The organism is Nitrosococcus wardiae (assembly GCF_004421105.1).
In the GTDB taxonomy this organism is placed as follows: Bacteria; Pseudomonadota; Gammaproteobacteria; order Nitrosococcales; family Nitrosococcaceae; genus Nitrosococcus; species Nitrosococcus wardiae.
Genome location: NZ_CP038033.1, coordinates 738028 through 761064 on the forward strand (window position 1 = coordinate 738028; position 23037 = coordinate 761064).

Genomic DNA, 23037 nt, shown 5'->3' on the forward strand with positions numbered 1-23037 from the left:
CCACTCATTGGAATTTCGGTCTTAAGACCGCCGGCTTATGCATTTAGCCATCAAGGAATCATCGCCTTTCTAGCAGCAGAACAAAGGACAAAGAGAAAAAATTCTAATCCGGCACCCCTTCCATGGAGACAGGATTTCTGTGTTATCTTTAGGAAACCGTTTTAAAAATGCCCTTTAGCACCGATACGGCATTGAGGCACGTTTTGTGATACTCATGTATAAGTGCAGACACTGCGCTTCTCAAACGTACCTCGCCTGGTCTCAGCACAAAATTGCTATTTTTAAAATGGCCTCTAAAATCCTAAATAACTTCGTGAGAACTGAAAGAGGCAAAAAATGGCTTTTTTTAGTAAATTAGCGGCTAGCGTGAACAAACTAAAACCCTCTCCGGGAAATTCTCCCCTCCTCTATTTTCGTAATTTCCCTGCAATTATTTTGCCTTTGTTCTCTATGAGTGCGGCTATTATTGGATTTCTTGTTCTGACTGATAACCCCTTACAAAATTATTTGGCTAGCCCATGGGCGTTTGGAATAGGTTGGGGGTGTCTTGTCCTTGCTGCAGCACTCTATTGGTTACCCCAGTTCCATTATAGTTGGAGCTACGATCTCTTTTGTACAGCCACCTTGTTGATCTGGTTTTCCTCATGGCAAGAAGTTTACCGTCCTGGCGCACCTATATTCCAAAGCTATCCTTTTTATTTTGTTTTATTGGCCCTGTTGGTCACTTACACGCTTGTTCGCAACCGTGATCTTAATCAAGCAGAAAGTGCAAATGCCAGATTATTGCGCCATATTTTTAGCTTTCCCTTATTACACCCATTGATATTTTTTGCCCTAACCTTGTGGGGAGTACTGCAACCCGAAGATTACCTCACCTATCCTGCTGCTATGGGACTGCTTATCATTCGCTATGGACTTTTCGAGTGTCTTCACAACCGACCTATCGCCTATCTTCAGGTAAGCCGGAAACCGATTCTCTCACCATTATTTACCAATTCCATTTACCCCATTATGGGGCAATATGGTCCACTTATCACCTTGGCGCGGATCTCCGATTCTTCTCCAATGGCCCCAAAAATACTAAGACACAAAAACGCCATGAGTTATTGGGTCACTGAAGAAGAGTGGAGACAGTGGTTGCAAAGCGCGGTTCAGCACTGTTTTTTGGTTCTTCTAGATCTCCGCCAGGCTACACAGAATGCTGCTGATGAGCTACAAAATGTTTGCTCACAAGTGGCACACCATCGCATCTTAGTGCTCTGTGATGATGCCCAGGAATTGTTTATCCCTGCAGATGTCTCGTATTTTGACGCTACGCAGCTGAAAGATGAGCAGCACTTTCAGACCGCGCTGGAGCGATGGTTTAAACAAAGCTTGCGACCGGTCTACAGGAAAATCACAATTTTCTAATGGCCCCATAAGCTATTACTTCGGAGGATCAATAACAGCACCAAAACTATTATTCACTCGAAACCAGCCACTGAGACTATAACGCAATTTATTAGTCGTCACCACTTCGTGGGGAAATTTCTCACTTAAAAATAACACCATCTTCCCATACTCAGGCGCTATTTTTTCTAACAGGGTATTATTCTCTATTGAGTAGAGGAGCAATTCACCCCCATCATCAGGCATCCAGTTGGGATTGAGATAAAGCACGGTAGTAATAATCCGGTTCCTGCTATCACTGAACGCATCTAAATGTCTTTTATAGAAAGCCCCTACTGGATAGCACGCAAAATGACATTCATAGTCGAATAAACCCAGAAATAAACGCCTATTCAACTCAAGGCGAAGCCTTTCAATCCAAGCTAAATAGGCTTTGGTAGCTGAATGGCGCTGATCGATCCAGCAGATCTGATCGGTGCGGACAAATTGATTAACGTGATAGTTAAATTCTCTACCTATGCCAGCCCTGTAAAAATCTTGTTCCTTAGTGGATTTTAAATGGATGAAGAGAGAGTTGGTCAACGGCTCTGGCAATACAGATGATAAAACGATGTAGCCCTGTGTTTCGATCGCAGAAGCGATTTGGTTGAATATATCGCTTTCACTTACATCAGTGATTGAAGATAAGGTGTTCAAGCATATCCACTCCAAGAAATTAAACGGATGCTCATCGTCAAAGGCAAGGCTTTAGGAGGATATCAGCTTACTATTCCCAGCCCACAGGCCTATACCCCCGCTCTTTTAGGCATTGATTTACAAAATTAATGTACGCCTGGCTAGGTCTTGAAGCACCAAATAGACTACGCAATAGACCGGCCGCGGCACCGCTAGCAGCCCCAATGGCTGCGCCACTACCGGCAGCACCTACCACTGCACCACCAACAGCACCAGAGGCCGCACCCACTCCCGCACCCACCGCCGAACTTTCCACTGTTTCTCCAGCCTTACCTTTTCCAGGTGAGACCCCTGCAGCCTCAGCCATGGCGCGACATTCGGCAATATCCTGTTCTGCGACTTCTTGACCAACACTCCTAAAATGAGGGTTAGGATACAAGATTGGCCGTGGTCCTGCACAACCTGTCGCTGTTAAAATTATGGTAAAGAAGAACAAAAACAAAGCGGTTACTCTTACTGGAGCATTCATGACACCTACCCTTTGGTCAAGATTCGCAATCGAATCTCAGGCAAAGCTTTGTAGCCATTTAAAATCGGACCTTGGAGGGAGTGCGAGGTTCATCATATAAACAGCTCGCCTATTGGCGGTGGCCTCTGTTTCGGCCACAGGAGGGGACTATTTTTTAGGTTAGATGTTAGGATCACCACAAAGACACGAAGAACACGTCTCGTGTTCTTCGTGTCTTTGTGGTGAAAAATCCATATTAATTTAATACAGGGTACTATTTATTGCCAGTTCCTTCTTCAGTTTTAAGCTGGGCCACCATCTGCTGTATTTCTTGGCGAAGTTGCTTCATCTCTTGCAATAATTGCTCTGTCTCGGAATTGTGCTCACGCATAGCCGCAATAGTGGATTGAGAAAGTTCTTGAGCTGCCTCACGGACTTTCTCATCTTGCATTGCCCTACGACTCGCCTGCTGGAGTCCCGCATCTTTTTGCCGATACTCTCTGATAAGCTGTTTGCGTTTCTCTTCAGCCAATTCCTGATCCTGCATCTGTCCTTCGATCTCACGCATGCGCGTCAATGCCGGTGCTGGATCGTTCCCTTGCTCTTTCATTGTCTCGAACAACAACGATTGGTACTCATCTTGCTGCTCCTGCAGTTCAGGTTTCGCCTCCAGCGCTTCTTGCCGAATCTCATTCAACTGTTGACTCACAGTACGCATCTTCTGTTGCAGCTTATGGAGCTCCTGCATCTGCTCAGAGCTCAACGATAGGTCTCCCCCTGACTGGGCATGAAGGGGTAAAGCAAGGACGGTCAGCGCAGCAAAGGCAACCAATTGTAGCCAACAAAACAAGCGCAAGAATTTCTTAGCAATATCCATAATCTCTTAACCTTTATCTAGGAAATATGGGATCCGGCGGCTCAGGAAGCTTGTGCATCCCTGCCGCTTAGCTCAAAGTACACACCATAACAGGTTGTCTAGGTCAAGTGTCAACCATATGGGTTTATGGGTCAAATCTATCAAGGAATAATAGTCAACCTCCTCTATATTTCGCCCTCAAATAAAAACGATCGCCCCACAACAGGCCCTTACATGAATGTAACGACTTTTGCCGTATTCCTATTCCTCATCACGGCTAACGCCCTCTACGTTGCTGCAGAATTCGCCGCTGTAGGGGTACGCCGTAGCCAGATTCAAAAGCTTGCCGAAAATGGCCATTGGCTGGCGAAGGGGCTATTGCCCATCATCGAGGATACAGCCCGCCTCGATCGCTATATTGCCGCCAGTCAGATTGGAATCACCCTCTCAAGCCTGATTTTAGGTGCCTATGGCCAAGCTACCCTAGGCCAGGATCTGGCACTCCTGTTTGAATTACTCGGGGACATGGAACCCCTTGCAGCCCAGTCAACGGCAGCAATAGTTGTATTGGTGCTGCTCACTGGGCTGCAAGTCGTATTCGGTGAACTCGTACCCAAATCACTGGCCCTTCAGTATCCGGTCCAGCTTGCCCTCTACACTTACTTGCCCATGCGCTGGTCACTGAGGCTCTACAGCGGCTTTATCGCCTTTCTGAACGGCAGTGGTATCGTGTTGCTACGGGCACTAGGAATTCGACATTCGCGGCACCGGCATGTTCACTCTCCAGAAGAAATTGACATGCTCATCGCTGAGAGCCGGGAAGTGGGACTGCTCAAGCTACATGAGCAACAGCGTTTGCACCAAGCATTATACTTAAGCCGGCGCACCGCCCGGCAACTGATGGTGCCCCGCCGGTTCGTCGCTATCGTGGATGCAAAGACCCCCCCTCAACAACTCTTTCAGATTGTGGTTGAATCCCCCTTCTCCAGCCTTCCCGTCTACAAGGGTTCGTTAGACAACATTATTGGCATGATCCACACTAAGGATGTCACCGCCCATTTTGCCGAGCATAGGGCACTACCTACCGTAGGTGAAGCCATGCGTCCTGCCATCAGCGTGCTTGACAAGGTAACCGGTGACCGTCTACTTGCCATCATGCGGCAACGACACTCACGCAAACTCATTGTTGTGGATGAATATGGCACGATGCAGGGCTTGGTCACTCTCGATGATATGCTCATTGCCCTCACCGGGGGGGTAGCAGAAGAGTCTAAGGAAGAACATGCCCAGCCGGAATACCTTCCAGATGGGCGAGTTCGATTACCTGGCTTACTCCGGGTAGAGGAAACTGTGCTTTGGACAGGCCTGCCTTGGCACAGCCAAGCCAACACGGTAGCAGGTCACATCACCTCGGTGCTGGAGCGAATTCCTGAGCCCGGAGAGCGAGTCATGATTGACGGTCTAGAGGTGGAGATCGAAGAGCTAAATGGCCCAGTTATCCGCTCTGTTCTGGTCAAAGCTAACCCACCTGCCGAACCTTCTGCGCCAGAGAACGAGGACTAGCTTATGGAGTGGTGGATACCGGTGATGATCATTATCTTGCTAATTCTCTTGAATGGCATCTTTGTGGCAGCGGAATTTGCCATCATCGGGGTACCTCGGGCGGCCATCGAACGCCGCGCGGTTGCTGGAGAGCCTAGTGCAGCCCTAGTACAAGCCATCCTCCGGAACCCGCTACAGCAAGACCGCTACATTGCTACCGCCCAACTTGGGATCACCCTCGCCAGCTTAGGGCTAGGCATGTACGGCGAGCCCATCCTAGCCCATTGGCTTGCTGAAGGATTGGCAGAGCTGGGCACCTCCCGTTGGATTGCCGCCCATACCGTAGCCAGCGTACTGGCCATCGGTATCCTGACCTACTTCCATATTGTCCTAGGTGAGATGGTGCCCAAATCCCTTGCCCTGATGCATGCCGAAGGCACCGCACTCTGGATTACCCGCCCCATGCGCTGGGCCAAGTTCGCCACTTATCCCTTGGTCATCACCCTAAACAGCTTGGGCACTGCCATTCTGCGGGCTATGGGCATTGAACGCCGGCTCACCAGCGGCCATTACCATACCGCAGAAGAATTGCAGCTGATTGTAGAGGAAAGTGAGGAAAGCGGCGTTCTTAACCCTGAGGCAGGACAGATGCTACGCGAGTTACTGGAACTCCGGGATCGGACAGCCGAGGAGGTGATGGTACCGCGGGTCCATATCACAGGGATCCCTCTTGGTGCCTCTCCCGAAGAATTAACTGCTACCATTACCACTACCCATCACACCCGCTATCCAGTGTTCGAAGGGACCCTAGACCAGATCGTCGGGCTGATCCATATCAAAGATGTGCTGCGCCTGCTTGTCGCCAACCGCTCCTTACAGCAAGAGGACCTCCGGCCTCTTTCCTTCGTCCCTGAAACTGCCCTTGTGGACACCGTGCTAGCCGCGATGCGCCGGGGCCACACCCACATGGTAGTGGTCATCGACGAGTATGGCGGCACCTCGGGGATCGTCTCGATCGAGGATCTCTGCGAAGAAGTGGTGGGTGAAATCGAAGAAGAACCTGGCACCTCGGTGGCCGCCTTTGTCGATGCTCAAGGTAGCTTGCATGTACCCGGTATCTGGCGTCTGGACGAAGTTGGTGAGCAATTAGGCGTGGAACTCTCCCATGAGGAAGTGGACACCCTAGGGGGGCTGGTACTTCACTTGCTTGGCCGCGAACCCGCCGTGGGCGATACTGTCATTTACGAGGACATTCATATTACTGTGACGGCTTTGGAGGGCCATGGAATAAAATGGTGTGTATTAGCCCCGCCCTATCCCGAGAGGACTCCTGATGATTCCTAACTGTAGATCCGGTGGACTCACGCAGACCGGTGAACGCCCGTCCCAGAAGGGACCGGCTGGACTTGCTTGCCAGGCATAGGAAAGCCTAGTGTGGCAAACCAACGTCGAGCTTCCAGGGACGGATTGACAGCGTGTTTGGTCACGCCTGTCCCAAGCGCCTAAGATCTCATTTAAACGAGAAATGCTATAACACTTAAATTTGGCTATAAATTGTGGCATGAAGCGCACCGATAATTTACATTTCATCCTTGAAGAAGCCTGGCGGCTCCTGCAAAGAGGATATCAGAATCCTTCATCACGGCTACGCACCCCGGTGCTTGCTACCTCGGGTCTAGATGGGCAAGCTAACGCTAGAACGGTGGTATTGCGCCGGGTGGAACCTGAAAAAAGAAAACTTTTCATCAATACTGATTGCCGCTCGCCCAAGTACTGCGAACTTCTCGCTGATCCAAGGGGAACTTTCGTCTTTTTTGATCCGGAGACGAAAACACAACTCCGAATTTATACCGAAATACAAATTCATCAGCATAACGAGCTCACGCATCGAGCCTGGCAAGAGCTGCCGGCCAGTGGCCGGAAAATTTATAAAACCGCGGCACCTCCAGGCGAAACAGCGCCTCAGCCCACCTCAGGTTTCCCAATGCCAGAAAGAACCCATGGATCTGTGGATGAAAGTATTCACACAGGCTACGAAAACTTCGTAGTGCTGGAAGCGATAGCAAAGCATTTGGATTGGCTTTATTTCTCCAAGCAGGGGCACCGCCGTGCTGGCTTTACCTGGGACAAGGAGGGCCTGCTGCACGCCTCGTGGCGATATCCCTAACTCAAGTCCTTTTCCTTTGCCTCACCACATGGAGAGCACGGTTGTCTACATCCAGGGCCGCTTCGTGTAACGCTTCTGCTAAACTGGGATAGGCATGAATAGTCCGTGCCAAATCTTCACTGCTGGCCGCAAATTCCATGGCCAGCACCGCTTCGGCAATCAACTCTGAGGCCCAAGGCCCAATAATGTGGACACCCAAGAGCTGATCAGTGTTGGCATCCGCCACCACTTTGACCAAACCCGCCGTGCCATCCATTGCATTCGCGCGGGCAGAGGCTGCAAAGGGGAAGGTCCCCACCCGGACTTTAATACCCGCATCCCGTAAGGCCTCCTCAGTGCGCCCGGTCCAGGCAATTTCCGGTTCCGTGTAGATCACCCAAGGAATGTTATCCCGCTTCACTGCCGTTTCCTTGCCCTGGGCTATCGCCTCTGCCACGGCGATTCCTTCCTGGGATCCTTTATGGGCTAGCATGGGACCCCGCACCACATCTCCTATGGCATAGACCCCAGGCAAATTAGTGACGCCATATTCATCCACATGGATGAATCCCCTTTCGTCTAACAGCAAACCCGTTTCTAAGGCAAAAAGGTGTTCCGAATAGGGTTGACGCCCTACGGCCACAATCAGTTTATCTACCTTAAGCTCGTGCTCCTCTTCCCCGCTTTGATAATGCACCGTCACCTGTTTAGAGGTCACCCGGGTAGAAATAACCCGGGCCCCTAAACGAACCTCTAGCCCTTGCTGTTGGAATCGCTTATGGGCCTCCTGGGAAATGGTCTTGTCCACCATGGGCAAAAACTCATCCCGGGCCTCAAGCAGAGTCACCTTTGCCCCTAACCGGGACCAAATACTGCCCAGCTCTACCCCAATAACTCCAGCACCGATAATGCCTAAACGCCGCGGAACCTCCTGGAATGACAAAGCCCCCGTGGAGTCAACGATCCGCTCTCCATCAATGGGGGCGGCTTCCAACTCCATGGGCCGAGAACCGCTGGCTAGAATGACATTCTTCGCCTCTAATATCTGCGAACCATCAGCTTCATGGGACGTAAACTCCACTCGATTATTTTCCAATAGCCGGCCATGCCCCGGGAGCCATTTAATCTGATAATCCTCAAAGAGGGTGGCGATATTGGCCGTAAGGCGGTGGACTAAGCGGCTCTTGCGGGCCTGCATTGCTGCAAGGTCTACACTGACTTGGGCAACTTGGATGCCATGTTCAGTAAGTTCCGTTTGGGCCCGTTGGTAGAGCTCCGAAGAATCCAACAAGGCCTTGGAGGAAACACAGCCCGCATTAAGACAGGTACCACCTAAAGACGGTTTTCCCTCCGGGGAGAGCCACTTGTCGATACAAGCAGTCCGCAGGCCAAGTTGGGCACACCGGATAGCCGCCACATAACCTGCCGGCCCGGCACCAATGATTACAACATCGTAGCGTTCAGACATAAGATAAGCATTCTATACCGATCACACTTCAAGCAATAACCGTACGGGATCTTCTAGGGCTTCTTTGACTGCCACCAAAAATTGGACTGCCTCCTTACCATCGATAAGGCGGTGATCATAGGAAAGCGCTACATACATCATTGGCCGAATCTTAACTTCGCCATTTTCCGCCACAGGCCGATCTTCAACCTTATGCATCCCCAGAATGGCGCTCTGGGGCGGATTCAGTATGGGGGTCGATAACAGGGAACCGAACACCCCACCATTAGTGATGGTAAAAGTTCCCCCGGTCAATTCTTCAATGGTCAACTGGCCATTGCGGGCCCGCTGGGCAAAGTCTGTAATTTGGGTTTCAATATCGGCAAAATTAAGATGATCCGCATCCCGAAGTACGGGAACCACTAAGCCGCGAGGCGTTGCTACAGCAATACCAATATGATAATACTGATAATACAAAATATCGTTGCCATGGATAGTGGCATTAACGATGGGGTAGCGCTTTAAAGCTTCGATACAAGCTTTAATAAAAAAAGACATCAGACCAAGCCGTACCCTATAACGTTTTTCAAAGACGTCCTGGTAGCGGTGGCGCAGTTTCATCACCTCTTGCATGTTCACTTCATTAAAGGTGGTCAAGGTCGCTGTGGCCTGCTGGGATTCAAGCATCCGTTCAGCAATCCGTTGCCGTAACCGGCTCATAGCCTCCCGCCGAACACCATAGTCCTCTCCTTTTGGAACCGCCGCAGGCTTAGCTTCAGGTGGCGGGGCTTGCTCCGGTGCGGTGGGGGCAGCCACCAGCTCTTCTGATTGGAGAAACCGGACCACATCGGTTTTAGTCAAACGGCCATCCTTGCCTGTAGCCGGGATTTCCCGCGGATCTAATTGATACTCTCTAATCAAACGGCGAACGGCTGGACTGAGGGGCGGCATTTCCTCCCCTTCTGTCTCTCTAGGACGGACCGGAGGTGCACCCACTTCCAAGGAAGGGGCCGGGGCCCTAGCTTCAGCCTCTGCTTTTTCTTCGCCGGCAGCTTTAGTATCACCTGCCGGGGCTTCTGGGGTTTCTTTCTCAGCTACCTCGGCAGGTTCAATGATTCCGAGCACTTCTTCACTGCCTACCGTAGCACCTTTTTCTTTTGTCACCTCCTGCAAAATCCCATCGCTGGGAGCAGGCACATCTAGCACCACCTTCTCAGTTTCAAGATCCAACAACGTTTCATCCCGCTGTACACGGTCGCCGGGTTTTTTATGCCAATCCCCGACGATAGCCTCTGTCACCGATTCAGGCAATCTCGGTACCCGCACCTCTATCCCCATGAATATTTTCTCCTTTTATTCATTTTTTTCCCACGGACTGAGCGCTTCTTTAACCAAGGCACGCTGCTGTTTAAGATGCAAGTTGAAGTAGCCGACTGCAGGTGCTGCCGACGAAGCCCGACCCGCGTAGCGCAAGGTTTGGTTGCGACGCAGACATTCTTGCAAGCGGCGCCGAATCTGATCCCAAGCCCCCTGGTTTTGAGGTTCTTCCTGGCACCAGATGATCTCCTTCGCCCTACGGTAGCGCTTTAGTTCTTCTTCCAATTGTTGCCGCGGAAACGGATAGAGCTGCTCTAGGCGGAGAATAGCCACATCATGCTGTTCCTGATCCCGCCGCGCCTGAAGCAAATCGTAGTACACTTTTCCAGAACATAGGATTACCCGCTCCACCATAGCAGGCTTAATATCATCTATTTCGCCAATCACTAGCTGGAAAGCTCCGCTGCAAAATTCATCCAGGGAGGACACCGAGAGCCGATGGCGCAGCAAACTCTTAGGGGACATCACGATAAGGGGTTTACGATAAGGTCGCAGTATTTGCCGCCGCAGCATATGAAACATCTGAGCCGGTGTGGTCGGCACACAGACTTGGATATTATCTTCCGCACATAGCTGTAGAAAACGCTCCAGCCGGGCGGAGGAATGCTCTGGCCCTTGACCTTCGTAACCATGAGGCAAAAATAATACCAGCCCACACAGTCGTGACCATTTTGCTTCTCCAGAACTAATAAATTGATCAACCACCACCTGGGCGCCATTAACAAAATCTCCAAACTGAGCTTCCCAGATCACTAGAGCATTGGGCTCGGTGGCGGCATAGCCATATTCAAACGCCACTACCGCCTCTTCCGACAGGAGGGAATCAATAATACTAAAATCAACTTGCTCTGGATTCACCTGCTCCAGAGGAACATAGGCGCAGCCGTCTTTTTGATTATAAATGACGGCATGGCGATGGAAGAAAGTGCCGCGGCCACTGTCTTGACCCGTTAGCCGAACCGAGTACCCTTCATCCAGCAACGTGGCATAGGCCAAAGTCTCGGCAAATCCCCAATCAATAGGCAAGGCCCCAGCCGCCATTTTGCGACGGTCAGCCAAAATATTGCTCACACGGGAGTGGAGTTCAAATCCTTTAGGGAGCTGTTCGATACGGGCCGCAAGCTCTTGCAGCCGCTGCAAAGGCACTCCAGTCTCCACCGGCTGATCCCATGGAGTCCCCAGGAAAGGCTTCCAGTCTACTTTAAAAGGATGGGCGCTCTCCGTCGCATAGGGCGCTACATTGGTCCCTTGTTCCAGGGCTTGCCGGTAGTTTTCCATGATCCGATCTGGCTCTTCGGGAGCAACAATATTTTGTGCTGTTAAGCGCTCAGCATAAAGGCGGCGAATCGTAGGATGGGAGCGGATCTTTCGATACATCAGCGGCTGGGTCACCGCCGGCTCATCCGCCTCGTTATGCCCTTGGCGCCGGTAGCATATCAGATCGATCACCACATCCTTTTTAAACGTCATGCGGTAATCAAAGGCTAAGTGAGTCGCGAAGATAACGGCTTCCGGATCATCGCCGTTGACATGGAAAATCGGCGCTTGCACCATCTTAGCCACATCCGTGCAGTAAACCGTAGACCGGGTATCCAGGGGGTTACTGGTGGTAAAACCGATCTGGTTGTTAACTACGATATGGAGAGTGCCACCGGTGAAAAACCCCCGTGATTGGGACATGTTGAAGTTTTCCATGACCACACCCTGACCGGCAAAGGCAGAATCCCCATGGATCAGCACGGGTATTACCTCATCCCCTAACCAATCCTTGCGTCGCTGCTGACGCGCCCGCACTGAACCCTCCACCACCGGGTCAATGATCTCTAAATGGGAGGGGTTAAAGGCCAGGGCAATATGAACCGGGCCTCCTGGAGTATCAGCGTCTGCCGAGAAGCCTAAGTGATATTTGACATCTCCCGAGCGCCGGTCATCCACCTCGTGACGGCCTTCAAATTCCATAAATAAATCCCGGGGCAATTTACCTAGGGTATTCACCAGTACATTCAACCGCCCCCGGTGAGCCATGCCAATAACAATTTCCTCCATTCCTTTACTGCCTGCATGGAGAATAAGGCTATCCAAGAGGGGAATCAAACTATCCCCTCCCTCCAGGGAAAAGCGTTTCTGACCCACATACTTGGTATGCAAATAACGCTCTAGCCCTTCGGCTGCTGTAAGCCGCTCCAGAATATGGCGCCGCAATTCTGCCGACGGGCTCAGATTACCCTGTGCTCCTTCCACGTAATTTTGGATCCAGCGTTTCTCGGCGGTTTCAGTGATGTGCATATATTCAGCGCCGAGGGTATGGCAATAGATTTGCTTTACTAGAGCAAGGATCTGCCGCAGAGGGGCTTGAGCAAGTCCAATAAGGGATCCGGTACTAAAGACCTTATCCAGGTCCTCTTCTGTCAGGCCATGGAAAGCAGGATCGAGCTCTGGAACCAAGGGGCGTTCATGGAGGCGCAAGGGATCGATATTGGCTTTTTGATGACCACGGAAGCGGTAAGCATTGATCAGCTGAAGCACGGCAGTTTGTTTTTCAGCCGCTTCAGCCGTTAATCCTCCGGCTACGGCTTCTGCTGATACGGGGGGCACCGATGGCCGTACTCCTGGCCCGAGGGGGCGGGAAGGAGGCTCGGGAATAGGCTGTTCCGGAACACCCGCCTGGAGGCGCTCGAACCATTTCCGCCAATGGATCGGTACGCTGTTAGGATCCTTTAGATAATTTTCATATAACTCTTCCAGATAAGGGGCGTTGGCCGCATATAGGGGGGAAGTGCTGTCTCGTTTCTCGACAATAGCATTCATTGCTTAAAGTTACTCAGCTCCTCATTTTTCGATGACAAGCGGCCTAGTCGACACTACTGAGAGTTGCTCTCTAAGATAAGTAGGCCCTTTCTTATAGACAATTTGTTGCACACTATTTCTGACATTATTCTTATATTTCTATAGCCGATTTTCATTGGCGGTGCGTGTTGTATTGCTTAACTTGATGGCAGCGATGACTGGCTAACTAGCCCAAGTATTACACCCGAGCGGTCGACCATCAACTCAGCGCTCGTCCGTAACCCAATCATATTGAAGCCGAAAAAATGCAATGATATAAATCTCTTGTATACTAAAAATATGAGCCAATGCAAAGTTACCTACCGACGGTATCCCTCCAAAGGGCAACTTGCCGCTTTGGAACCTCAATCTTGGATTCATCGTCTGCTGTGGAAGAACTATGAATAAAGAAAATAGACCTTTTTCCCAGCAAGGACTGCTCCAAATCAGCCAAGAAACAAGGGATCGATTTTTTCTGCCCCCTCCCGCAGATAGGACCAAAGTGGTATTAATGGTGGTAAACCCCTATTGTATTTATGCCCATTGGTCAGTGCTGAAGCAAGATCTAGTTCGCGCTCGAAAGAAGCTCAGGATAAAGAAACATACTCAACTTGTGCTGCGGTTTTATGACTTAACAGCCGGGAATCTTGCCGCTCCCGCTAGCTTTGATGTGACTGTCCCTAGGAAAGCCGATCACCGGTATGTGGATCTTTGGGCAGACGATAAACGTTATCGGGTAGAACTTGGGCTAGCGAATGCTAAGAGCGAATTTGTCCCCCTGGCAGGCTCTAATATCATCGAAACCCCCCGCGCTAGTCCTGCCGATCCTATCGCTCCGGTAGTTTTTGTGCGCCACAATACCCAACCTCCTCTCCCGGTTAAAACCTTTCCTCTAGAATTTTCTATTTCTCTTGAGGAGCGGGCTACCCGGACTCAAGAATTTATCACCCACCATTTTCCCTGCCTGCTAGAATCGCCCCAAACACAGCCCCAGGAGAATCTGACTTCAACGTCAGTCCCTTTCTCCACATGGTCTGCAAGCCTCCCCAAGAGATCACCCTAACCTCCATGGCTTGTGGTTATCTAAGCTTCATTTTGCACGCTCATTTGCCTTACGTGCGTCATCCCGAACAGGAAGAAGCGCTTGAGGAACGGTGGCTGTTTGAAGCCATGACCGAATGTTATCTTCCTCTACTGAATGCTTTTGAACGGCTAGCCCATGAGGGGACTCGGTTTCATTTAACCTTATCCTTATCACCGACCTTGCTCACCATGCTTCAGGACCCCTTGTTGCTACAACGCTATGTTTTCCATATGGAGAAGCTGATTGCTTTGGCTGAGAAGGAGGTCCAACGAACCCAAGGTCAGCCCCCCTTAATCGATTAGCACGCCTTTATCGGCGTTGGTTTCTGCAAACACTTTCTGATTTTGAGGAACGTTATCAACGCCATTTGGTGCCTGCTTTTGCTCGGCTACAACAAGCAAGGTCTGCTTGAAATCATTACCTGTGCCGCCACCCATGGCTTCTTACCCTTACTGCAACCGGAACCCACCGCCGTCTATGTCCAACTCCAAATCGCCGCTGATTACTACCGGCAATGTTTCGGCATCGCTCCTAAAGGCATTTGGCTTCCCGAATGCGCCTATTACCCTGGCCTAGAAAAAGCATTAAAAGCGGTCGGCTTTAGTTACTTCTTCGTCGAAACCGAGGCCCTTCTTTACGCCAACAGGCGACCTCGTTATGGCCACCTGGCACCTATTGCCTGCCCTAATGGGGTGGCGGCCTTTGGACGTGATCCGGCGGTTTCACGGCAAGTTTGGAGCGCCGAGGAAGGCTACCCTGGAGACAGGGATTACCGAGAATTCTACCGAGATGTAGGTTTCGAGCGGGAACTGAGCTATCTCCAACCTTATCTTCCTGGCGGCCAGATCCGCGTCGATACGGGGATTAAATATTACCGGGTGACGGATAAAACCGAGCACAAAGCCCCTTATCCACCGGCCAAAGCCCGGGCAAGGGTAGCTTGCCATGCGGATCATTTTTACCGTCATTGCCTACAGCAGGTAGCAGACCATGCCAAAAGGATGGACCGTCCACCGCTCCTCCTTGCTCCCTATGATGCTGAACTGTTTGGTCATTGGTGGTTTGAAGGGCCCCAATGGCTCGAGAGTTTATTGCGCCACTTTGGCTCCACAAAAGGACCGATTGAGCTTATCACCCCTTCCCAGTATTTGACCCAGCACCCGGTGCTGCAAAAAGCAACCCCAAATCTATCCAGCTGGGGTGATCGGGGCTACAGTGATTTTTGGCTCAATAAAAAAACTGATTGGATATACCCCCTGCTGCACCGAGCTGCCCAGCGCATGAGGGAATTGGCGCTCGCCTATTGCCACGAACCTAAAGGGACACTTGCCGACCGTGCCTTGCGGCAGGCTGCCCGCTCACTGCTGTTAGCGCAAGCCTCGGATTGGCCCTTTATTATTCAAAATGGAATCACAGTGGAGTACGCTACTCGCCGTCTACGGGATCATTTGTCCCGTTTCCATTACTTGGAAATGTCTTTGGAAAAGGGAATCTTTGATGAACGCCGGTTACAGGCCTTAGAAATCCTTGATAACATCTTCCCGGACCTTGATTATCGCATCTACTATAGGTATCCCCCAGGGAACAACGGAGAAGCTGCGCGATGTATATCGTTATGATCACACCCGAGTGTGCTCCAATAGCCAAGGTAGGGGGTCTGGGAGATGTTGTTCCAGGATTGTCTAACGAACTTTCGATACGGGGTAATGCCGTTGAGATCATCCTCCCTAAATATGATTGTATGCGCTATGACCGTATCCGGGGTTTGGTGAAAACCTACAGTGGTTTGTGGGTACCTTACCACAACCAATGGATTCACTGTGACGTTTATTTTGGTTTTGCGGATGGACTGAAATGCTTTTTCATTGAAGCCCATAATGGCTTTTTTGACCGGGGCACCTACTACGGTCAGCACGATGATCCCCAACGTTTCGCCTTTTTTTGCAAGGCAGCACTGGAGTTCATGCTCAAAAGCAATAAACACCCGGAGATCATTCACTGCCACGACTGGCAAACGGGTCTGGTGCCGGTATTGCTCTTCGAACAATATAAATATCTGGGGATGACCCACCCCCGTGTCTGCTATACCCTGCATAACATGCAGCACCAGGGGGTTACTGGTGGACATATCATCCAGCAGGTAGGATTAGATCCTGCAGCTTATATGACCCCTGAACGGTTGCTCGACCATACCCACCCCCATGCGGTCAATCTGATGAAAGGTGGAATCGTTTTTTCCAACTTTGTCACCACCGTTTCTTCTCACTACCTGGATGAAATTCGCTATACAGACCAGGGCTATGGCTTACAACACACCCTTTACGTTCATGAGCAAAAGCTAGGCGGAATCCTCAATGGCGTGGATTATAATGTATGGAATCCTGAATTTGACCCCCATATTCCGACCCGTTATAACCTGGAAACCCTGGACAAAAAATACGAGAACAAAACTGCCCTACGCCATCGTTTATGGCTGCGAGAGGAATATAAACCCATTATTGGCGTCATCAGCCGACTAGATGCCCAAAAGGGAGTCGGGCTTATTCGCCATGCGATCTTCTATTGTCTCGCCAACGGTTGCCAATTTGTTTTACTGGGTGCAAGTGCCAACGACAGCATCAATGCTGATTTCTGGCACCTCAGGCACCATCTTAACGACCATCCGGATTGCCACCTGGAAATTGGCTATGATGAAGACTTGGCCCACCAGATCTATGCAGGCGCCGATATGCTCCTCATTCCTAGTGCCTATGAGCCTTGTGGCCTCACCCAAATGATTGCCATGAAATACGGTACGGTCCCCGTAGTGCGCAATACTGGAGGATTGGCGGATACGGTATTCGACGCCAACTACGCCCATAAACCTTACCATGAGCGCAACGGTTTCGTTTTCAACAATTTTAATCATGAGGGGCTGGAATCAGCCCTCCATCGGGCTATTGGCCTGTGGTACCAATACCCCCAATATTTCCGGGAATTAATGGAAAACGGGATGCATTATGACTTTTCTTGGAATCATCCAGGGCAGCATTACCTGAATATCTACCACCATATCCAAGAAGAATGAAAGATAATCCCAGAGTGGATAGCGAGCAGGGCAAGATGGGGCTCTCCCGTTCTACCCGCCCCGCCCATTATCCCGACTATTTAACCGGTTGGCATAGAATCAGGAGCTAAATACCCCCAGCGTACCTCTATTTACTGGGCGGGGGGAAATAGCCCCTGCGCTTAAAATTTGCAAATACAGATGAAAAATCAGTTAAACAGGGAACTTAAGTTCTCCTGGATCTCAAGCCGCAGCGTCCTTGAAATCGTGGTTTAGAATGGCCTCGAGGCGCCGACATAACTCCCGCGCATAATCGGTCCAGACCCCCTGGCCCCAGTAGCGGTAACAACTGGTCTGGATCATCAACAGGTAATAGAGGGCATTTCGATAGCGGTATTCCGAGGTAGAAATTCCTGGCTTGTCCAACACTTTTTCTGAAAATAAAGCACTGACCTTTTCAATGGGACCGATCACGTTTTCATAGCCCTGGACCCAGGAAATGTTATTGGTCCAACTGCCCCCTTCCATGTGAAATTGATGGTCGCTGTGTTGAAGTTCCTCAATGAGTTCTTCCAGCTTCTCGGGGCCGCCTCCCGCTTCAAAATTATCCCAAATCTTTTTCTGCTGTACCGGCTGAATAGCCGGAAAATCGGCTTCCTTAAAACCCAAAGTTTCTAGATATTCCAGGTATTCGCTGACATTGACAGGAGGGGTATGGGAGCCGGTGGCTTCCCCCATCACCTCCATAAATTTACCTGGAAACTCATTCATCATCACGCCACCATTTTCACCGTCGCCGATCTGGGTGACCAGGGGTGGAATAGACTGGCCTTTTAGCTCTTGGCGGGAGAGACCCTCAGCCTCGTAATAAGGCTGCATCTGGGCCACCAATTTGGTATCCGAGCCCTGAGTCTTGATAATGGCAATGATACTTGCGCTTTCCCCCTTGGAGTTTTTCGCCACCAGCCGGTGGGGAATATGGGGCCGTTGAGGATGCCCGCCATCTTCGGGCTGCTCCACCGAATGCTCTTGAACTAGCACCCATTGATAGCCATTATCCTTAAGGGTTTTGACGAATTCGTAACATACATCAGGATGATTGGGCAGGGCCATCTCCGCCGGGGAAAACCCTTTTACCCGACTCAAGGCCTCTAAGCCAAAAATAGCAGCAAAATGGTGGCGCCAGGCCTGGACATGCAAACGGTAGTCTTGGACAGGGGTAGAAGGGGCAACCGCATGACTCCAAGTACATCCTAGCCACTCCACGCAATGCCGATAATGGGGGTCGCAGGTGACGCGTTTAAGGGCGTCGAAGACATCATCTAACCCCATATCCCGCAGGCCATGCAATAAACACCCCGAATAATCCAGCATAACCCGGGGGCTCTTACCCTCATCCACCAGCTTGGGCACAAATTCACCAATTCGCTTATAGCACCAATGGAATACGGGGGCATTGTGATTATCGCCCACATCCTGATGATCCATCATATGTTTAAGATTACTGATAATCTTAGCCGTGTGTAAATCCTCCCCACCGGCGGGAATTAAAGGCTGCTGCATGTGCAGAGCAATGGCAAAGGCACTGTTGATACTACCAAAATCAATTCCGCTCTCGGACAAATAAACGGGACCTTGGGCACGGGCATTTGCAATTAACTCTTCAGAACCACAAAGATTAGGTAGATCGTCGACATATTCCGGTAAATCGTTCATATTTACTAACCTCTTCGGCACAGTATTCACGGAACAGTATTAGAAACATTCCGCTCCCAAGTCTAGCAACCTTGGCTAGGGATATTGTGCCGTTTTTGCAAAGCCTTAGAGCTAAGTAAGTTCTCTAGAGTCAATCGGGGTTTCTTGCTCCATGATTTTTTCGGTTTCTTCCTCTTTCTTTTCTTCACTGCGCTTGCGAGCAAGCAGCAAATACACCGCCGGAACCACAAATAGAGTAAATAAAGTCCCAATCCCCAATCCACTGGCAATCACCAGCCCAATATGAAAACGGCTCACCGCGCCAGGACCGCTAGCCATGAGCAATGGCACCATCGCCACTATCATAGAAATCGTGGTCATCAGGATGGGACGTAACCGAATACTGGCCGCCTTCTCTACGGCTTCCCGTTTGCTAAGCCCTTCTTGGATCTGCAATTGATTGGCAAACTCCACAATGAGAATGCCGTTTTTGGCAATCAGACCAATCAACGTAATCAGCCCTACCTGCGTGTAAATATTGACTGTTGCAAAACCCAGGGTAAGAAATACCAACGCCCCAGCGATAGACATGGGAACCGACATCATAATAATGACCGGGTCACGCCAACTCTCAAACTGTGCCGCCAAAACCAGGTAGATCACTAACAATGAAAAGAAGAAGGTCACCACCAGCGCACTACCCTGCTGGGTGTACTGGCGCGATTCCCCAGCATAATCCCAGCTAAAGCCCCGGGGGAAAATCTCCTGGGCTTGTTCTTCTAGGTAAGCTAGCGCCTCTCCTAGCGTTACGCCCTCAGCCATCGTTCCCTGAACAGTCACTGAATTAAGCTGTTGAAACTGAACTCGCTTACTCGGCTCCACCGTATCCTCGAAGGACACCAGTGCCGCTAGGGGGATGAGTTCCCCAGCACCCGTGCGAATATAATAATTCTCCAGCATTTCCTGATCCAGGCGGTAGCGGCGGGCGACTTGCGGGATCACCTTATAGCTGCGCCCTTCTAAATTGAACCAGTTGATATAACCCCCGCCCAGCATGGTTGACAAATCTTGTCCAATATCTTCCATACGAATACCAAGATCACCGGCCAGATCTCGGTTAATCTTAAGCGTAGTCTTAGGTCGGCTAAATTTGACGGATTTTTGCAGAAAAACGAATTTGCCACTGGCCATTGCCTGTTGAATCAACTCTTCAGCAACCTGATCCAGACGCAAGAAATCCGCATCCGTAGTGATCACGAATTGGAGCGGCAAGCCGCGGCCCGCGGCCGGCAAGCTAGGCCGGGGAAAAGTGGCGATCTCAAAGCCGGCGATTCCTTGAAGTTGCTGCTGGAGCTCAGGGTGGATTTCCATTTGGGAGCGTTCCCGCTCAGAAGGCACGGGCATCTTGAAGCCGCCGAAGACGGTACTGGGATCGCCCCCTCGACCTAGCAGCAGGAAACTTTCATGATATTCGGGGAAAGTCTCGAAGACATCGATAATCTGGCGAGAGTAAGCCTCGTCGTAATCAATGGTGGCCGTCTGGGGAGCCGTGGCCTGAAAAAATAAAATACTTTGATCTTCGGTAGGGGCTAATTCATTTTGGCTGGTCACATACATAAAATAGATGCTGCACAGTATGACGACAGCAAAAACCATGATCACTGGTAGGCTATCTAGGGAGTGGTGCAGGAGCCTTTGATAACGTTCGGCAAGCCGGGTAAAAAAGTGTTCTACCCATTGCTCAAAGCGGCCCGTCTCACCTGCCGGTCGCAAAACTTTAGAGGAGAGCATGGGAGAGAGCGTCAGAGCCACAACCCCTGATACCAACACTGCGCCAGCCAGCGTAAAGGCAAATTCGGTAAATAGCGTTCCCACCAGGCCACCCATAAAACCAATGGGCGCATAAACGGCCACCAGGGTGGTGGTCATAGCGATAATCGGCAGTCCCAATTCCCTGGCCCCCTGGATCGCAGCCTGAAAACGGCTCTCCCCCTTCTCCAGATGCCGATGGATATTTTCCACCACAATAATGGCGTCATCGACTACCAGCCCAATGGCCAACACTAGGGCCAGCAGGGTGAGCAAGTTAAGGGAAAAACCTAAAAGCAGCATCAGAAAAGCCCCGCCGATTAAGGACAGGGGAACCACGATGGCGGGAACCAAGGCTGCCCGCAAAGAACCGAGGAATAAAAAGATCACCGCAAGCACGATGAGTACCGCTTCCGCAAGGGTGCGAAATACTTCATCAATGGCATCATCGATATAGGCGCTGGCATCATAAACAATGTAGCCATCAAGCCCAGAAGGGAGCTGGCGACGGATCTCTGGCACCAATTCATGGATGCGCTCGGCAACATCCAGGGGATTGGCCCCCGGGGCCTGCTCGATGCCAATAAAGATGGCCGCTTTTCCGTTATACCAGTTGCTGGAATCGTAGTCTTCGGCACCCAGCTTGGGCTCGGCAATATCTCTAAGGCGTACCAGGGCTCCATCCGCCTCATGCACTACCAGATTAAGGAAATCCTCCTCCCCGCTAATATCGGTAGTAGCGCTGAGATCCACGGAGACATAAGCCCCCTTGGTCTGCCCCACCCCGGTCAGATAATTATTCTCGAGCAGGACTTCTCTGACATCATCAGCGGTCACCCCCAGGGCCGCCATACGGCGGGGATTAAGCCAGATGCGCATGGCAAAAGTTTTGTTACCAATGAGCTCCGCCTTGGCCACCCCCGGTACCGCCTGAATCTTGGGCCGTACCACCCGCAGCAGATAGTCCGTGATCTGAGACGGTAACATTCCCTTGCTGTAGAAGGCCATGTACATCAACGCGGTAGGATCGCCCGTGGTGGAGTCGATCACCGGGTCCTCAGATTCCTCGGGCAATACGTTGCGCTGGCTAGCCACTTTAGCCTGAATCTCAGCAACCGCGGCGTTGGGATCGTAATTAAGCTCCATGTAGGCCTCGATGACAGAGCGACCCTGGGTGCTGGTAGCCACCATATAATCAATGCCCTTCGCTTCGGCAATGGCCTGCTGCAAGGGAGTGGTGATAAAGCCTTTAACCAATTCGCTGCTGGCTCCCGGATAAAGGGTGGTCACCGTCACCACCGTGTCCTGGGTCTCGGGATACTGGCGCACCTCTAGCAGTGTCAGCGCACGCAATCCAACTAGCAGAATTAACAGACTAACGACGCTGGCCAATACCGGGCGGCGAATGAAAAGATCGGTGAACTTCATAGCTCCTCCGCAAGGAAACCCGCAACTTCAGTCGAGGGAGAAATTGCACTATAATTTTTTTGTCCAGTCGTTTACGCGTCTCCTACTTCCCCGTCTAGGACCTCTTGATCGCTGATCTGGACCTGTTGGCCATTATGTAATTTCATCTGACCCGCGCTGACCACCCGCTCACCAGCCTGCAATCCTTTGATAATCTCAACCTGACCCTCACGCACCTTCCCCGTCTGTACCAGTTGCTGCTGGACCACCAGGCTGCCATTCTTTTCTTGGATGACAAACACCATATTGCCATAGGGATTGTAGGTAATAGCCGTCTGGGGCACCGTTAAAACGTGTTTCTGCTCCGGCAGCAGGGTTTTCACCTCGGCAAACATCCCTGGCCGCAGACGAAGGTTGGGGTTAGGAAAGATGGCCCGCACGCGGACATTGCGGCTTGCCGGATCAACCCCTGGATTAATCGCAATAATACGACCTTCAAAATTCTGAGCAGGATAAGCCTGTACCGTGATAAAAACGGTTTGCCCTCGGGAAAGAGATGAAAAATAGCGTTCGGGCAAGGAATAATCCACATAGATGGGATCAAGTGCTTGTAACAGCACAATGCGGGAACCTGGTGCTAAATACTCGCCAAGATTAACCTGGCGGATCCCTAATAACCCGGAAAAAGGGGCCCGGATCTGCTTTTTTCGGATCAGGGCTCGCTTAGCCGCAACTTTGGCCTGGGCGTTTTCTAGCTGAGCTTCACTTTCATCATAAGTGGAACGGGATATTGACTTTTCCTTGACCAACCGGGCAGCACGCTGGAATTGCAACTCTCCTAACTTCTGTTCGGCAAGCAACCCTTTGAGATCCGCTTGATCAACACTATCCTCAAGTTGCAGTAAGAGCTTGCCCTTTTCAACCTGTTGCCCGGAGTCAAAGTTAATGGCTTCAATGAGGCCTGCCACCTCGTTGGTCACATAAATGCCTTGGGTCGCCACCAGACTACCCACCGCCTGCAGGGAAGACTGCCAAGTTTCTGGGTGGACTTCAGCGGCCGCTACAGTAGCTGGTGGAGGCGGCATGGCGGCCTGGGCAGCCTGCTGCTGCTGCTGATAATACTTCCAACCGAAAATACCACCGAAAAACAAACCCAGGGCTAAAAGAACAACAATAAGACGTTTTATCATTGCTGCTCCTTAAGCTTGAAAACTTTTAGATGGAATAAGT

General features: G+C 50.9%; 17 protein-coding genes and 1 pseudogene. 8 read left to right on the forward strand and 10 right to left on the reverse strand.

All coding sequences use genetic code 11. The features are described 5' to 3' along the window. Window positions 1-336: 336 nt before the first annotated feature. Window positions 337-1410 carry a hypothetical protein gene (locus E3U44_RS03590; protein ID WP_134356705.1) on the forward strand — a complete coding sequence of 358 codons (1074 nt, stop codon included), beginning with the start codon at window positions 337-339 and terminating at the stop codon, window positions 1408-1410. 15 nt (window positions 1411-1425) lie between these two features. Here the strand turns inward: E3U44_RS03590 and E3U44_RS03595 are convergent, their stop codons facing one another. The 3 genes from E3U44_RS03595 to E3U44_RS03605 all read right to left on the reverse strand — a co-directional run bounded on the left by E3U44_RS03595 (window position 1426) and on the right by E3U44_RS03605 (window position 3449). Next, window positions 1426-2085 carry a 2OG-Fe(II) oxygenase gene (locus E3U44_RS03595; protein ID WP_166804990.1) on the reverse strand — a complete coding sequence of 220 codons (660 nt, stop codon included), beginning with the start codon at window positions 2083-2085 and terminating at the stop codon, window positions 1426-1428. A gap of 70 nt (window positions 2086-2155) precedes the next feature. Further along, window positions 2156-2593, reverse strand: a complete 438-nt coding sequence (locus tag E3U44_RS03600; RefSeq protein WP_134356707.1) for a glycine zipper family protein — start codon at window positions 2591-2593, stop codon at window positions 2156-2158. A gap of 253 nt (window positions 2594-2846) precedes the next feature. Next, entirely contained in the window at window positions 2847-3449 is a 603-nt protein-coding gene (locus tag E3U44_RS03605) for a coiled-coil domain-containing protein (RefSeq protein WP_134356708.1), read from the reverse strand. A 213-nt stretch (window positions 3450-3662) separates the two neighbouring features. On the opposite strand from E3U44_RS03605, the gene E3U44_RS03610 reads away from it, so the two are divergent. Beyond that, complete coding sequence (locus tag E3U44_RS03610) at window positions 3663-4991, forward strand: hemolysin family protein (protein WP_134356709.1); 1329 nt, start codon at window positions 3663-3665, stop codon at window positions 4989-4991. Window positions 4992-4994: 3 nt separating this feature from the next. Next, complete coding sequence (locus E3U44_RS03615; RefSeq protein ID WP_134356710.1) at window positions 4995-6314, forward strand: hemolysin family protein; 1320 nt, start codon at window positions 4995-4997, stop codon at window positions 6312-6314. Window positions 6315-6331: 17 nt separating this feature from the next. Here the strand turns inward: E3U44_RS03615 and E3U44_RS20260 are convergent, their stop codons facing one another. Further along, window positions 6332-6457, reverse strand: a complete 126-nt coding sequence (locus E3U44_RS20260) for a hypothetical protein (protein WP_276321955.1) — start codon at window positions 6455-6457, stop codon at window positions 6332-6334. Between the two features lie 74 nt (window positions 6458-6531). Between E3U44_RS20260 and E3U44_RS03620 the strand changes: the two genes are divergently transcribed. Then, window positions 6532-7137, forward strand: coding sequence for a pyridoxamine 5'-phosphate oxidase family protein (locus tag E3U44_RS03620; RefSeq protein WP_134356711.1), 606 nt, complete (start codon window positions 6532-6534; stop codon window positions 7135-7137). Window position 7138: 1 nt separating this feature from the next. On the opposite strand, the gene lpdA is transcribed toward E3U44_RS03620, so the two are convergent. The 3 genes from lpdA to E3U44_RS03635 are packed head-to-tail and all read right to left on the reverse strand — an operon-like array spanning window position 7139 to window position 12748. After that, entirely contained in the window at window positions 7139-8584 is a 1446-nt protein-coding gene (gene lpdA, locus E3U44_RS03625) for a dihydrolipoyl dehydrogenase (protein ID WP_134356712.1), read from the reverse strand. 21 nt (window positions 8585-8605) lie between these two features. Continuing rightward, complete coding sequence (odhB, locus tag E3U44_RS03630) at window positions 8606-9901, reverse strand: 2-oxoglutarate dehydrogenase complex dihydrolipoyllysine-residue succinyltransferase (protein WP_134356713.1); 1296 nt, start codon at window positions 9899-9901, stop codon at window positions 8606-8608. A gap of 15 nt (window positions 9902-9916) precedes the next feature. Continuing rightward, window positions 9917-12748, reverse strand: coding sequence for a 2-oxoglutarate dehydrogenase E1 component (locus E3U44_RS03635; protein WP_134356714.1), 2832 nt, complete (start codon window positions 12746-12748; stop codon window positions 9917-9919). A gap of 418 nt (window positions 12749-13166) precedes the next feature. On the opposite strand from E3U44_RS03635, the gene E3U44_RS03640 reads away from it, so the two are divergent. The 4 genes and pseudogenes from E3U44_RS03640 to E3U44_RS03650 all read left to right on the forward strand — a co-directional run bounded on the left by E3U44_RS03640 (window position 13167) and on the right by E3U44_RS03650 (window position 16917). Further along, window positions 13167-13829 (forward strand): DUF4912 domain-containing protein, encoded by a 663-nt coding sequence (locus E3U44_RS03640; protein WP_134356715.1) that lies wholly within the window; start codon window positions 13167-13169, stop codon window positions 13827-13829. A gap of 5 nt (window positions 13830-13834) precedes the next feature. Continuing rightward, window positions 13835-15001, forward strand: a pseudogene (locus E3U44_RS03645) (glycoside hydrolase family 57 protein); the annotation flags it as partial. A 12-nt stretch (window positions 15002-15013) separates the two neighbouring features. Continuing rightward, window positions 15014-15469: a 1,4-alpha-glucan branching protein domain-containing protein gene (locus E3U44_RS19820; protein ID WP_276321979.1), complete on the forward strand. Its 456-nt coding sequence runs from the start codon at window positions 15014-15016 to the stop codon at window positions 15467-15469. Further along, window positions 15454-16917, forward strand: a complete 1464-nt coding sequence (locus E3U44_RS03650; RefSeq protein WP_134356716.1) for a glycogen synthase — start codon at window positions 15454-15456, stop codon at window positions 16915-16917. Before E3U44_RS19820 ends, E3U44_RS03650 begins: the two co-directional genes overlap by 16 nt. A 222-nt stretch (window positions 16918-17139) precedes the next feature. Here E3U44_RS03650 and E3U44_RS03655 read toward each other — a convergent pair whose 3' ends face one another. From E3U44_RS03655 to E3U44_RS03665, 3 genes are all read right to left on the reverse strand, one after another. After that, on the reverse strand, window positions 17140-18612 hold the full coding sequence (locus E3U44_RS03655) for a glycosyl hydrolase family 57 (RefSeq protein WP_134356717.1): 1473 nt from the start codon (window positions 18610-18612) through the stop codon (window positions 17140-17142). Between the two features lie 111 nt (window positions 18613-18723). Beyond that, window positions 18724-21828, reverse strand: coding sequence for an efflux RND transporter permease subunit (locus E3U44_RS03660; protein WP_134356718.1), 3105 nt, complete (start codon window positions 21826-21828; stop codon window positions 18724-18726). A gap of 71 nt (window positions 21829-21899) precedes the next feature. Further along, window positions 21900-22997 carry an efflux RND transporter periplasmic adaptor subunit gene (locus E3U44_RS03665; RefSeq protein ID WP_134356719.1) on the reverse strand — a complete coding sequence of 366 codons (1098 nt, stop codon included), beginning with the start codon at window positions 22995-22997 and terminating at the stop codon, window positions 21900-21902. Window positions 22998-23037: the final 40 nt, after the last annotated feature.